This window comes from Photobacterium satsumensis (assembly GCF_050336935.1).
Taxonomy (GTDB): Bacteria; Pseudomonadota; Gammaproteobacteria; order Enterobacterales; family Vibrionaceae; genus Photobacterium; species Photobacterium satsumensis.
This window is the reverse complement of the sequence record NZ_JAKJSK010000021.1, coordinates 1-13,879: the sequence shown is the minus strand read 5'-3', so window position 1 is coordinate 13,879 and position 13,879 is coordinate 1. Positions and strand designations below refer to the sequence as shown.

Genomic DNA, 13,879 nt, shown 5'->3' with positions numbered 1-13,879 from the left:
TTATCTTTTACATTAAATCTTTCATTGCATCCACTGGGATAATCGCCCCGGGGTGCTGAATAACAATTGAAGCCAAGTGGTGCCCTAATTCGGCAGATGCCGATTCACTACCACCGCTTAAACGGCCGGCCAAATACCCCGCGGCAAAAGAATCACCGGCAGCACAGGTATCAATGACTTTATCCACTTTGTTTGCCGCAATGTAAGACTCATGCGGCTCGGCAGATTGTAACTGGCTAACGACCAGACAAGGATCGCTGCCACGCTTGATCACCACTTCCTGACAGCCAAAGGATTGGCAACGGTCAATGATATTCGTCTGCCCCCAAACCAAATGATCATCGTCTTCAGTGATCAAGGCAATATCCACGAACGGCAGGACTTGTGAATACCAGTACTGGGCTTGCTTTGACGTCCATAACTGAGGGCGGAAGTTATTATCGAATAACACTTTCCCGCCTTTTTCCTTGTGTTTTTGCAGTAAGGTAATCAAAGTTGCTTTGGCATCTTCCGCTAAGATCGCCAAGCTGATCCCACTGATATACAAGGCATCGAATTCATGATTTTCGATGGCTTTCTCAAGCGGTGATGTGCCGCCAGCAAAATAAAATTTCGCTGCACTGTCATTGCGCCAGTAATGGAAGTGACGCTCACCGCTTGGCTCGGTTTCCACCAAATAAAGGCCCGGTAACTTATTCTGTAATTTACACACCATCGACGTTTCGATATTTTCATGCACCCAAGCATTCAACATATCTTGGCTGATGTTATCGATGCCCAAGGCCGTTGCGTAACTGACAGCGATATCACGGCTCGTGCCCAGACGTGACAAGTAAAGCGCTGTATTTAGCGTATCGCCACCAAATGTCCGTTGTAGCGGTTGACCACTGAGTTCAACCATACACTCACCAAAAAAAGCAATTTTCACACTGCCACCTTTTTATTTATTCGAACTGTATTTAAAGCGTAATTGAAGATGCAGGCCTTACATCACAACAAAGGCCTGCATTTTGACGAGTTTTAGAAGATTATTTTGCAGTGGCTGGTTCAGCGTTGATGCCTTGCTCTTCAGGCTTTTCCATCGCTGCACGCTCTGCATCAAGAATCGCCTTGGCCTCTTCCTTGGAAACCGCATTGGCTGGCGTTACTAGGCTCACCGCTACACCGGCAATCAAAGCCGTTGTCACTGATGGGATCACCGGGTTACCCCAGAATGCCGTCCAGTCTGCATTGAACATGATAGAGAACGATGCTGCCGAAGCTCCTGCCAAGGTAGCCAGTGCACCCTGCCAGTTATAGCGGCCCCAGAAGCGACCCAACATACCGCACACGAACATGCCGGACATTACCGTTGAAATCATCTTGGTGATATAGCTGATAATGTCATTTGAGGTCAGGGCGAACAACAGTGCCAAACCGATGCAGATGACCAAAGCGATACGTGAGTATGTCACCATCTTGTCTTTTGACGGTACCTTACCAGTAAACATGATGTAGATATCACGCAGCAAGATAGAGACACCGGCAATCGCATCAGAACTTGCGCTCGACATAGTCGCTGATAGGCCAGCAATCAGAACAATCATGCCGATGCCAACCGGAAGTACCGTGGCTGCAACATACGGGAATGCAAAGTTCGCATTATTCAATTCAGGGTTAATCGCATGTGCTGACATACCGATAACCGCAGGGATAATTGAGAAGAACAAGTACAGTACACCCGACATCACGAACGAGCGGCGGATAGTCGAGACATCCTTACCAGAGTAAATACGCTGGCGGAAAGAAGGCGTTGCCAAGATACCTACACCCACAACCAGTGCCAGTGAGATACCCGGGATCATGCCAAGTTTTTGCAAACCTAGGAAGCTGATCGATGAAGGTTCCATTGCCGCATACAGGTTGTCTAGGCCACCAATGTGGTCGACAGACATCACAGCCATCAAAATGAAGCCACCAAAGAGGATAACGGCCTGAATGGTATCAGTCCACACTACCGCGGTGTACCCACCGATAACGACGTATATGGTGAAAGCAGCGGCAATAATCAATTTCGCCGTGTTGATGTCAATATCTGCAATCCAGGCAAGGTACATACCGCCACCTAGAATGTGGGCACCCAACCAGCCGATAGAAGCCGTAAAGATCAGAATACCCACGACATTTTTGACAACTTTGTTAGCACCAACATAGTAAGACAGCTCTTCACTCATGGTCATGAAGTTCAGCTTACGTACTGGGGCAAACCAGTATGCGAGCAATAAAATACCCAGTGCACCACCGATGCCATATAGTGCACCCGCCCAGCCATTGTTATAGCCAAAGCCAACAGCGCCCATACTCGAGCCCGTACCCACCATGGTGGCTACTGTGGTACCCAGTACCAAAAATAGCGGAAGACCACGACCTCCAAGTAGAAAGTCTTCGCCTGATTTCTGGTTACGCGATACAAACCATCCTAACCAGATTAAAAAAACCACATACGCACCGAAACCGGTGAGAAAGAGTGTACTGTTCATCCCATACCTCTTATAATCCGTCATTGCTTTTATTTGCTTGGGGATAGTCTCATCACTTACTACCCCATGAATTACTGAACATTCAGTATTTTGCTTTTTTTAGGGTTGGTACTTTGCCAACCTTTTTTCTTTGGCCTTCCGGCTCTTGTTGTAATAGCTCGCCAACGTCCGTTGTGGCCTGCGCCTCTTAACCAGCGCTATTGACCTGCGTCTATCAAGTAGGCTTCTGCTGACCCCGCGACTTTATTGTTTATATGCGGGGCCCGAAGATAATGCCTGAATTAACGGCGATCTTCGCGGTAGCACGTCACATCGACTTCAACTTTTACGTCAACAACCAAGTCACATACCATGCAGATACGTGCCGGTGGGTGCTCACCGAAGAACTCTTTGAACACCTTGTTGAATGACTGGAAGTAACGCGAATCTGTCAGTACCACTTTCACGTGTACGACATGTTCCAAGCCGTAGCCTGCTTCTTCCATGATATCGACACAGTTCTGAATCGCTAGGCGCGACTGATCAACGATGCCACCTTCAACTACTTCGCCGTCTGTCATTGGTGTTTGACCAGAGACATACAGGAAACCACCCGCCTGAGTTGCACGTGCAAAAGGTAGGTGCTGACCGCCAGTGCCTGTACCGCCTTCGATGCCGTAGCGTGTGATAGTCATAATTTCTTTCTCCAACGTTGTGTTACTTAGTTCAATTTACTGTCCCAGGGTATTTAATCCTGGTGACGGTGTAAGAAGCGACCATGGCGGTTTTCACTCACCTGACCGTCTTGATAACTGATGCAGCCATTAACCATGACTACGTCAATCCCTTTCGCTGCTGCAATCGGATTTTCGAAACTTGCAACATCGATAATGGTGTTCGGGTCAAACATCACGATATCGGCATATGCCCCCTCGCGAATTTCCCCCCTGTCTTTCAGGCAGTAGCGCTTGGCCGACATACCTGTCATTTTGTGAATCGCCTGCCCTAAAGAGAACAACTGGCGTTCACGGCTGTAGTAGCCCAGAACCCGTGGAAACGATCCCCATAGACGCGGATGTGGGTGTGGATCATTTGGCAGGCCATCTGAACCCACCATGGTGAGCCGGTATTTCAGGACCCGCTCGACATCAGCTTCATCCATGCAATGGTACACCGCCCCTGCCGGTTGCAATTGCTTGGCTGCTTCCATTAAAGGCAGCGCCATTTCTTCGGCAATCTGCTTGAGCATCTTCCCGGCATGCTGCGGGTAGCTCTCTGACCAAGTGATAAAAATGTCGATCTCATCAGTCACTTGCTTCAGGTCTAGTGTTGATGAGCTGGCTGAATACGGGTAACAATCGCACGCGACATCTTGGTGCTTGGCGGTTTTTTCCATCAAGTCGAGTACTTCAACAGTACGGCCCCAGTTTCCCGCTCCGGCGCATTTCAAGTGAGAGATCACCACGGGTACTTTGCCGTGTTTGCCTGTCGTAAAGGCTTCTTCCATAGCCTCGAGGATCTGCTCGAACTCGGTACGCATATGAGTGGTATAGATGCCATCGAACTCAGCAAGCTCTTCAGCAAGGGCCATCACCTCTTCGGTTGGAGCCTGTTTTGCAGAGGCGTAAGCCAACCCTGAGCTTAATCCCAATGCACCCTGCGACATTGCATCGTGGAGCTTGGCTTTCATTACCGCGATCTCTTCGCTCGATGCTGCCCGGTACAAATCATCCATTTCGTTGTTGCGCAAAGTGGTATGGCCCACCAACGCAGCAACATTCACAGCAGGTTGAGCGGCTGTGACGGCCTTGGCATAAGAAGCAAAGGTTGGGTATTTAAAGTCCTGCTTCTTACCCAACAGGTTCATCGGATCCGGTGGATCGCCAGCTAAAATTGTTGGCGATGCGCTGATCCCACAATTACCGACGATGACACTGGTTACCCCCTGACTGATCTTCGGCAGACAATCGGGATAGCGGATCACATTGGTATCATCATGGGTATGAACATCAATAAAGCCCGGCGCCAGTGCCTTGCCTTGTCCATCAATGATCTCAGCGGCTTCACACCCGGCAAGATCCCCTATAGCTGCAATACGATCCCCTGTAATAGCAACATCTGCGTTGTAAGGCTCACTACCCGAGCCATCAACAACTTGAACATTTCGGAAAACGGTATCGAACTGCATGAAACTTCCTTCTTTATGACGCTAATTCTTCACAACCGTTAACCCGAACTGTTCGGCCTAGGTTGTGTTAATCGCCGAGAGGCTGTCTATCCTCTCCACCACGATGGCTGTCTAGTGCCAACTTCAAGCGGCGCAGCTTATCGCGGGTTCGGCGCTTATGGCTTAAAGCCAACTCCGTGGACAACACATCAATCAACGCCATCATGGCGTAACGTGAAGCCGACGGTTTGTAAATAAAATCGGTTTCCTTGGTCACTATTGGCAATACCAAATCACTGACTTCAGCCAATGGCGACTCTTTCGGCGTGATTGAAATCACCTTCAAACCGTATTGCTTGGCAATCGATGCTGGCTCAACCACTTCTGGTGTGTAGCCAGTAGCGGATATCACCACCATCACATCATTGGCATCGGCGGTTGAAGCCACCATTCTTGCCAGCAAGCCATCGTTGTATGCTGTTACCGGGTAGCCCAAGCGGAACAAGCGGAACTGCAACTCCTGCGATAGCATGGTTGAACCCCCCCCCATACCGACGGCCAAAATTTGGCGAGCGTTTTGCAAAATGTCGACGGCGGTCGCAATGTCCTGCTCATCGACAACCTTGCGGTTTATGTTGATCACGTTTTTGATCGACTCATAAACCCCTTGGATCCCCGACTGATCTGGCGATTCATGAATGAAGCGCTGACCAATTGCCAATGACTGCGCCAATTTGAGCTTCAAATCGCGCACATTCTTACAGCCTACGGCTTTGGCGAAACGGGTGATCGTCGCTTCACTCACCCCAGCTTCTTCTGCCATCTGGGTAATGCTATACCCCGAGGCAGCAGCCAAATCGTCACTCAGCAACATGGCGACTTTCTTCTCGGCTTCACGCAATTGCGAGAAGCGTTCAGTAATTCTTGAAACAATATCAACTTCGATTGTCACGGCTTTCACCTTTCTCTCGACAGGGCAAATAGTAATTTCAGGGCAGGTTAAAAACAGTGAGAAACACCACAAATCGACCAGCAATGTTTGATACTTTCTAACACCGATAATATTATCACTACGCCAAAAGGCAGTAACAACAAGCCCTGAGGGCTATGTTAGGAGAATAATAAATGACCCAAGCAAATAAAAAGCATGTTAGTAAATACCAAGACGTCCATCACAAAAAATTTCCCGTAGGTACAAAAGGGATATGGGTGGATGAAAAAACGGAGGGGAAATACAGCCTAATTAACGAGGAGATCAGCCTACCTGCAGCGGTTATCAAGCAACAATCCATCAATAACAACCTTAACTGGATGCAACAGTTTGCTGACCACCACAGCGTGAAGTTATCGCCGCATGGCAAAACAACCATGACCCCAGCTTTCTTTGAGCAACAACTTAAAGCTGGTGCTTGGGGCCTCACGGTCGCGACAGCGCCTCATGCTGAAGTTGCCGCAACTGCGGGTGCCAAGCACATCATGATGGCAAACCAGCTGGTTGGTAAGGCCAACATGGCGATGATTAAGCGGCTGTTAACGCAATATGATGTGAGCTTCTATTGTTGCGTAGACTCCCAAGCCAATGCCGAGCAACTGTCTGAATACTTTGCAGGCTCAGGCGTTACTGTCCAGGTACTGATCGAATTCGGTGTCGAAGGCGGACGCTGTGGTTGCCGCACACCAGAACAGGTGGTCTCGTTGGCACAATGCATTGACGCATTGCCGGGCATTACCCTTGCTGGTATCGAAGTATATGAAGGCGTGATCCATGGCGATAACGCCGAGCAGGCTATCCGTAATTTCTTGGCAACGACTGTAAAAACGGTCGAGCAACTCAAGGAAAATGGGTTAATCCAGCTTGATAGACCAATAGTGACCGGTGCGGGATCTGCTTGGTATGACGTGGTGGCCGAAAGTTTCACTGACTGCCAGCACTTGTTGGCGATCATCCGCCCTGGGTGTTACTTGATCCACGACACCGGTATCTACCAAGACGCCCAAAACAATGTTATGGCAAGAGCGCAAACTAACCAAGGTTATGCATGTGATCTTGGTGGTGATCTTGAATCAGCGCTGGAGGTATGGGCCTATGTGATCTCCCGTCCAGAGCCGGGCAAAGCGGTGATTGGACTTGGCAAACGCGACGTGGCTTTTGATGCTGGCCTGCCAATTCCTGAGCGAGGCTACCGCGATGGAAAAAGTATTGAGGTAGGCGGTTTGGAAGCCACTGCAATTATGGATCAGCACACATTCGTCACCGTGCCGGAAGGTCGTGAGCTTCATGTGGGTGATGTGATTGCCTTTTCCACCTCTCATCCGTGCCTAACATTTGATAAGTGGAAATACATCTGTATTGCCGATGAGGAACACCAAGTAACCAGTGTGGTGGAAACCAGCTTCTAGCGGAGATGCATCCCGTTTAGAACAACAAGCCCATGAACTAGGCCCACAGCCGCGTTGATTACTTTCCCATCATCGCGGCGGTTATAATTCAGGCAGCAATGCGCCTATTGCTGCCTATTCATTCACATGCACAACATAACCAACTAAAACCCTGTTTTTTATAGGGTTTATAATTAATAATCCTTTGCCAGACATCTTGAGATGTGTATTATCCCTATATCATTTCACGTGCCACAAAGGATTAGGCCTGTTTATGAATTTCACTTATCTTATCGAAGGTACGCTATTTGGTTTGATCGTACTGCTTCTCGGCTTAGCAGGCGGTTCCTTCTTTACCATGGCGACAGTAAAACCCACTAACGGGAACAGCATTGTTGAATCTCGTATCGAATTCGGATTTTACGGCGTGGCCAGCTTGGTCTTCGCTGGCCTGCTTACGGGCATCCTCAGCTAACATTTCCTTAGTTTTATATGTCTCACTCAAGCTTGATAAAGCTCTAGCGGCAGCCCATCCGGATCTTGGAAGAACGTATACGTTTTGCCTGTATATTCGTCGATCCGGATTGCTTCTACTTCTATTCCTCTTGATTCTAAATACCCAGCCACTTGCTCAACCGAGTCCACGACAAACGCTAAATGGCGCAGTCCTCTCGCCTCTGGAAAACTCGGTCTTTCTGGCGGATTAGGGAACGAAAACAGCTCTATCTGGCTGTTATCTGGTAGTTGCAGATCCAATTTCCATGAGTCTCTTGCCTCGCGGTAGTGCTCAGCCAAGACAGTTAAGCCAAGAATATCAACGTAGAATGCTCTCGAGCGGCGATAGTCCGAACAGATAATCGCAGCGTGATGAATCGCCTTTAACATGAATAACCCTTTATTAATCATTAATCTAAGTAAGCAATTTTCACTGTCTCACGCCATCACCACAAACGCAACGGAGCAGTACTATCTACCAGCAAAGCAAATAAATACAATGTATTTTCATGTCATCTATTTACACACTAGTGTTTTATTTATATGTTGTAACTGATTTCGATATTTACGTTCAGGATAACACCATGTTTAAACCTACTTGCCAGCTTTCAGTTTGCAAGCCTGTGAAGATGACAGGCGGAACGTTTGTATCGCGCGAAATTATTGCTGCTATTCTAGTGATTATTAACTAGGCTGGCGGCTATTCACCCGTCAGCCAGGCTGACGGGGAGCAATGTCTTAACCTACCTGTTTTTCTTCAGCCTTTCTGACGGTCCATAACAAAAACTGAGTAATATCAGAGGACTTGTCCGAATGAATAAACACAACACCCTTGCAATAGGCCTAATGACTTTTGCGATGTTTCTCGGCGCTGGGAACATCATCTTTCCGCCTTTACTGGGCCTGCAAGCCGGTACCCATTACTTGCCAGCTATGCTTGGCTTTCTTATCACCGCAGTAGGCCTACCCGCACTGACGTTAGTCGTTCTTGGTCGCCTTAGCCACAGCCAGCAGCTTACCGCAGCCCTGCCAAAGCCAATGGCCACGGGTTTCTGGGTATTGCTGTTTACCGCCATCGGTCCAGCGTTTGGTATGCCGCGTGCAGTCACAGTCGCCTATGAAATGGGTATCGCGCCATTTACTAATGGCGATCTCCTACTGCCCTTCTCGCTGATTTTTGTGGCAGTTACCCTACTCCTCGCTTTCCAACGGGGCAAGCTAGTCGACTACATTGGCAAAGTCATGACTCCCTTGCTGGTTTTACTTCTCGCCGTATTAGCCGTTGCCGCTTGTGTCGCACCTGTTAGTCCGATGACCCTGCCAAGTGGTGATTACCAACACCAAGCCGTAACTCAAGGGCTTATTCAAGGTTATATGACCATGGATGCAATTGCCGCCGTTGGCTTTGGTTGGGTGATCATCAAAACTATTCAAGATAAAAGCGTGAGTCAGGATCAGGGCGTGAGCTCACGTGGGGCCTTATTCTCCAGCACCGTAAAAGTCACCCTGATCTATGCCGTGCTTATGTCCGCCTGCTATCTCGCAATGGGCTATGTCGGAGCCACTTCTTCGGCAGTCGCAAGCGGCGCAACCAACGGCGGAGAAATCCTAACCAACTATGTCGCGAGCCTATTTGGCATCTACGGTCAGTATCTACTTGCCGTCATCATCATCATGGCCTGTCTGACTACCACCGTTGGCCTAACCAATGCGTGTGCCGAGTACTATCAGCAAACCTTTAATGCGCCATTCTCGGTAACAACTGTGATCGTGTGTGCACTTACCGGCCTGATTGCCAACTTCGGCCTAGAGCAGATTCTGGAAGTCAGCCTACCGGTTATTTTGGTACTTTGCCCGGTTGCCATTGCTTTAGTCATTACGGCCTTGGTGGTTAAGTCTTCGCCGTTCCAGCGAACTATTTTTGTCGCAACCGTCTCAGTCACGCTGGTGTTTGGCACCATCGATACCCTGCATATCCTTGGTTTGATTCCGGCTCAATGGGAAGCGGTACTGAGCCAATTCATGCCTCTCTATGCGGCCCATGCGAGCTGGCTGCTGCCGTGTTTGACCACCCTGCTCTTTAGCCTGTTAGCCAATGCTTCGCTTACTCGACGAGTAAAAACAGTAACAACCAATTCAGCGAAATAGACATAAGATCCACGATCACGTCGCTAAAAAACCAAAAAAGCCGCTACTTCACAAACAGTAGCGGCTTTATCTTAACCCGCAGTTTTAGTCATTTAATGCACTGATTACACCTCAGTAAAATAGCTCCACCAGCAGATAAAAAACCACAAAGCTCATCCAATACCAATATAAATACCAAGCAACCCAAGCCTGACAGCTCAATAATTAAGCGTGATTCATTTTTGTGACTTTTTTCACTTTTCCTGTTTACAGTCCAGAAAAATGCTTATATGTTGTATACCGAAGTGACATCAAGTTGCTTAGAGATACTCGTTGTTCGCATTAGGAAATAAAGCACTATGCTAAACCTTAATAATCAAACCGCTGCTACTACCGTTTTGGCTCGTGCCAAGCGTGCGGTTTTGCGTACAACACAATCAGTCGTCTCTGTCGTCGTCCTAGTCATCGTTATCTAGGCTGGCGGCTATTTCCGTCAGCCAGGCTGACGGAGAATCAACATATCACCACGTTTATCTTCCCAGCCCCTGACGGTCCCAAAAATTAAAAGCAAACACAGGGCTCGTCCAATGAAGACTAACGATACACTCGCCATCGGGTTGATGACCTTCGCCATGTTCCTCGGCGCTGGCAACATCATTTTTCCACCTTTCCTCGGCTTGGAAGCCGGTACACAGCTACTACCAGCAATGGCTGGGTTTCTGATCACAGCTGTCGGCCTACCAGCCCTAACCCTGATTGTTTTTGGCCGCTTAAGCGACAGCAAGCAACTGACCAACCCACTACCAAACTGGCTCGCCACCCTTATTTGGGTAGCCCTACTTACCGCCGTTGGCCCAGCATTCAGTATGCCCCGTGCCGTAACGGTGGCCTATGAGATGGGCATCAACCCGTTTGTCGATAGCAATCAGCTACCTCTTTTTTCCCTCATTTTCTGTAGCTTGACCCTATTGCTGGCCTTCCATCCGGGAAAACTTGTCGATTTCATTGGCAAGATCATGACACCGATGCTGATCATCATGTTGTGCACACTAGCTATCACCGCGGTTATCAACCCGCTGTCTGCGCCGCAGCCTCCTCAAGGCGAATATGTTGATTTCGCCTTTACCCAAGGATTGGTGCAAGGTTATATGACCATGGATGCGATCGCCGCTGTTGGTTTTGGCTGGGTGGTCATCAAAGCGATTAATAGCAAGGGGGTAACTGACAAGATAGCGGTTGGTAAGTCTACCTTCCATGTTGCCCTGATTTATATCATCTTGATGGGGGCATGTTATCTGGCAATGGGCTATGTCGGTGCCACATCGAGCCCTATTGCCTCCGAAGCAACCAATGGCGGGGAGCTGCTAACTCTTTTTGTTGCCTACCACTTTGGCGAATATGGGCAACTACTGCTGGCAGCCATTATCATCATGGCCTGTTTAACCACCACCGTCGGCCTAACCAACGCCTGTACTGAGTATTACCAGCAAACCTTTGGGGTACCCTTCCGCCGTACTGCTACCATTGTTGTTCTGCTGACCGGTATTATCGCCAATGTCGGACTTGAGCAAATTCTGGCTCTGAGCCTACCGGCTATCCTGATGCTTTGCCCTGTCGCTATTGCCTTGATTTTGTGTGCCTTGTTCTACCCGGGCCAAAAAAAGTACCGGAGCACATACATAGCAGCCATTGCTACCGCTTTCGTCTTCGGCAGTATTGATGCCGCCAGCATCCTTGATGTCGTACCGAGTGCGTTGGACAAGAGTTTTAATGACTGGCTTCCGCTTTACTCTGCCAATGCCAGCTGGCTGTTGCCGTGTGGCGTGATCCTACTTTCAAGAAAATTGGCGTACTCTCGTAAGCAACAACTCTCCATCGTAAATCATTAAACACAAAAGGGGAGTCTCCTTTGGAGGCTCCCCAACGTTTACCCCGCTATAGCCCGCAATTCGTGACGAATGCTCTACTCGTCTTCAATATGGCTAAGGTTAACTTCGGTCGTAAACTTAACTGTCCTTAGGGAAATTGACGTGTGGAATTTTCTAATATTCAGATCTTTACGCAATGAGCCTTCGATAAAGTTTTCATATTCTGCAATGCCACGCACCTGAACAATAAGCAAAAAGTCATAGCTCCCTGAAATTTGATAGCACTGACTGACTTCTGGGTACTTCAATATTGAGCGGCGGAAGCTGTGGTAAACATCTCCCCTATCGCTGTCCATTTCAATGGAAACCACGAAGGTCATCATATTTCCAATAAGCTCAGGGTTGATGAGCGACACATCACCAATAATCGCCCCTTCTTGCCGCAGCCGCTTTACTCGCTTGAGACAAGCAGGAGGAGAAAGTCCGACTTCTTCAGCTAAATCAACATTCGCGATTCTATTGTTCTTTTGCAAAATCATGAGGATTTTGCGATCTATCCGGTCTAAATCCATAATTTCTTCAATGCCCCAAAATGCAAAACATTTTCCTCATTATTTAATGACAAAAGAAATATTTGATACTCATTTTACCATTTAAGAAATACTATTAATCACGCATTTCTTATCATATCACCCTTCAGAAAATTCGATAGGACACAAGAATGGGACGCGTCACCAAAGAGCTTATCCAGTTAGGCCGCGACATAGTTTCAACCACAGTTTCATTGTTTAAGATAATGATCCCAGTGATTATTTTGATCAAAATAGCGGATGAACTCGGTGCAGTAACACTACTCGGTGAACTCCTTGAGCCACTGATGGGGGTACTCGGATTACCCAGTTCCATGGCACTGGTTTGGGCTACCACTATGCTTACCAACCTTTATGCTGGGTTACTGGTGCTCATCAACACCGATGCCACACTTACCGTTGCTCAGGTTACTGTATTAAGTAGCTTACTCTTAATTAGCCACGGGCTACCTATCGAAGGGATGATATCTAAAAAAGCCGGTGTACCCATGTGGGCAGTACTAACGTTACGGATTGGCGGTGGTGTTACCTTTGCGTGGCTTCAAAATGTTTATTACGAATATTCCGCCACAAATCAACATACCGCCCAGATCCTTTGGCAAAACGAACCGATTATTGGCGACAGTTACCTGCAATGGGCCATGAGCCAAGCCCAAAGCCTGTTCAGCATCTTTCTGGTTATCGCTGTACTTATCACCCTACTCCGACTGCTGAAACTTCTAAAAATCGAACAATTAATGTCACTTGTAATGATGCCCTTCTTGAAGATTTTAAAAGTCAGTAAGGATGCTGCCAACTTAGCGGTTATCGGCATTACATTAGGTCTATCCTATGGCGGGGGTCTTATTATTAACGAAAGCAAAAAAGGAAATTTAACCGCAAAAGATGCGTTAATCACTGTTTTGTTGCTCAACCTGCTACACAGCATTATCGAGGATACTGCCTTAGTGCTGCTTATCGGTGCTGACTTGAATATGGTTCTCTGGGGTCGGATTGTTTTCTCGGTCTGCGTGATGGCGATCATTTCTCATGTGCATACGCTGCTTTCAAGCAGAAAGGAAAAGCAAGAGTTACATTCTTAGTCGATGATTGAGCAGTGACTCCGACATACCCAAGTAACGACTCTAGTTACTTGGGTATGAAGGTATAAGAGACCGGGGATGGTATTAACCTCTATTGTTTAACGAGCTCGCTGCTGGCGCCGAATAGTTACCCAAATGATTGAGCCAAATAAACCAAGCAATAAGAAGGGGCCTCCCCACAACAGGTAGGTTTGTGGGTTCAAGCGTGGTTTGTACAACACGAAATCGCCAAATCGGGATGTCATGTATTCAATCACATCTTCGTCACTGTCACCGTCATTAACCATTTGATAGACCTTGAGTCGCAAGTCTTTCGCCACCGGAGAGTTAGACTCAATCAGGTTCTGGTTCTGGCACTGAGGACAACGTAAGCGGCGCGACAGTTCGATAGCCCGCCGCTGCTCGGCTGAAGAGCGAAACTGGAAGGTCTCGACTGACTCAACCAGCTCCGTATCAGCGGCTACAAAAATTTGATCTGTTTGTGCGACTGCCGATACGCTCACGACCAATAAACACATGCTGATAGCCACCAACAATGACTTCATTCGGCTAATCACTTCCTTACCCATTCGTTCTCTTTTCCTGTTGCAAAAACTCGATCACGGGTACGAATTCCCGTTTCCATACGTCTTCATCCAATGCCCCTAGGTAGCGGTAGCGGATCATGCCATGG

Annotated in this window: 13 protein-coding genes; 5 read left to right on the top strand and 8 right to left on the bottom strand. The window is 48.1% G+C overall.

The genetic code is table 11. The annotated features are described in order from the left end of the window. Window positions 1-7: 7 nt before the first annotated feature. The 5 genes from L4D79_RS27915 to L4D79_RS27895 form a co-directional block, all read right to left on the bottom strand. Window positions 8-901, bottom strand: a complete 894-nt coding sequence (locus L4D79_RS27915) for a sugar kinase (protein WP_428656853.1) — start codon at window positions 899-901, stop codon at window positions 8-10. Window positions 902-1,028: 127 nt separating this feature from the next. After that, window positions 1,029-2,519, bottom strand: coding sequence for a sodium:solute symporter family protein (locus L4D79_RS27910; protein WP_428656718.1), 1,491 nt, complete (start codon window positions 2,517-2,519; stop codon window positions 1,029-1,031). Window positions 2,520-2,800: 281 nt separating this feature from the next. Further along, the gene (locus L4D79_RS27905; RefSeq protein ID WP_107348617.1) at window positions 2,801-3,193 is read right to left on the bottom strand and encodes a RidA family protein; all 393 of its coding nucleotides are present in this window, start codon (window positions 3,191-3,193) and stop codon (window positions 2,801-2,803) included. A 53-nt stretch (window positions 3,194-3,246) separates the two neighbouring features. After that, window positions 3,247-4,686, bottom strand: coding sequence for an N-acyl-D-amino-acid deacylase family protein (locus L4D79_RS27900; RefSeq protein WP_428656715.1), 1,440 nt, complete (start codon window positions 4,684-4,686; stop codon window positions 3,247-3,249). Window positions 4,687-4,753: 67 nt separating this feature from the next. Beyond that, complete coding sequence (locus L4D79_RS27895) at window positions 4,754-5,617, bottom strand: MurR/RpiR family transcriptional regulator (protein WP_428656713.1); 864 nt, start codon at window positions 5,615-5,617, stop codon at window positions 4,754-4,756. A 173-nt stretch (window positions 5,618-5,790) separates the two neighbouring features. Here L4D79_RS27895 and L4D79_RS27890 point away from each other — a divergent pair, with 173 nt between their 5' ends. Together L4D79_RS27890 and L4D79_RS27885 are read left to right on the top strand one after the other, a co-directional pair. Continuing rightward, window positions 5,791-7,065, top strand: coding sequence for an amino acid deaminase (locus L4D79_RS27890; RefSeq protein WP_428656710.1), 1,275 nt, complete (start codon window positions 5,791-5,793; stop codon window positions 7,063-7,065). A 253-nt stretch (window positions 7,066-7,318) separates the two neighbouring features. After that, window positions 7,319-7,519 carry a hypothetical protein gene (locus L4D79_RS27885; protein WP_428656708.1) on the top strand — a complete coding sequence of 67 codons (201 nt, stop codon included), beginning with the start codon at window positions 7,319-7,321 and terminating at the stop codon, window positions 7,517-7,519. Between the two features lie 26 nt (window positions 7,520-7,545). Here the strand turns inward: L4D79_RS27885 and gloA2 are convergent, their stop codons facing one another. Next, window positions 7,546-7,929 carry an SMU1112c/YaeR family gloxylase I-like metalloprotein gene (gloA2, locus tag L4D79_RS27880; RefSeq protein ID WP_428656705.1) on the bottom strand — a complete coding sequence of 128 codons (384 nt, stop codon included), beginning with the start codon at window positions 7,927-7,929 and terminating at the stop codon, window positions 7,546-7,548. Between the two features lie 423 nt (window positions 7,930-8,352). Here gloA2 and brnQ (L4D79_RS27875) point away from each other — a divergent pair, with 423 nt between their 5' ends. Both brnQ (L4D79_RS27875) and brnQ (L4D79_RS27870) read left to right on the top strand, forming a co-directional pair. Next, window positions 8,353-9,687 (top strand): branched-chain amino acid transport system II carrier protein, encoded by a 1,335-nt coding sequence (gene brnQ, locus L4D79_RS27875; RefSeq protein ID WP_428656702.1) that lies wholly within the window; start codon window positions 8,353-8,355, stop codon window positions 9,685-9,687. Window positions 9,688-10,253: 566 nt separating this feature from the next. Next, entirely contained in the window at window positions 10,254-11,555 is a 1,302-nt protein-coding gene (gene brnQ / locus L4D79_RS27870; protein ID WP_428656699.1) for a branched-chain amino acid transport system II carrier protein, read from the top strand. Between the two features lie 74 nt (window positions 11,556-11,629). Here brnQ (L4D79_RS27870) and L4D79_RS27865 read toward each other — a convergent pair whose 3' ends face one another. Beyond that, window positions 11,630-12,106 (bottom strand): Lrp/AsnC family transcriptional regulator, encoded by a 477-nt coding sequence (locus L4D79_RS27865; protein ID WP_428656696.1) that lies wholly within the window; start codon window positions 12,104-12,106, stop codon window positions 11,630-11,632. A gap of 149 nt (window positions 12,107-12,255) precedes the next feature. Between L4D79_RS27865 and L4D79_RS27860 the strand changes: the two genes are divergently transcribed. Next, window positions 12,256-13,206: a hypothetical protein gene (locus L4D79_RS27860; protein ID WP_428656693.1), complete on the top strand. Its 951-nt coding sequence runs from the start codon at window positions 12,256-12,258 to the stop codon at window positions 13,204-13,206. Between the two features lie 98 nt (window positions 13,207-13,304). Here the strand turns inward: L4D79_RS27860 and nrfF are convergent, their stop codons facing one another. Beyond that, window positions 13,305-13,775, bottom strand: a complete 471-nt coding sequence (nrfF, locus tag L4D79_RS27855) for a heme lyase NrfEFG subunit NrfF (protein WP_428656690.1) — start codon at window positions 13,773-13,775, stop codon at window positions 13,305-13,307. Window positions 13,776-13,879: the final 104 nt, after the last annotated feature.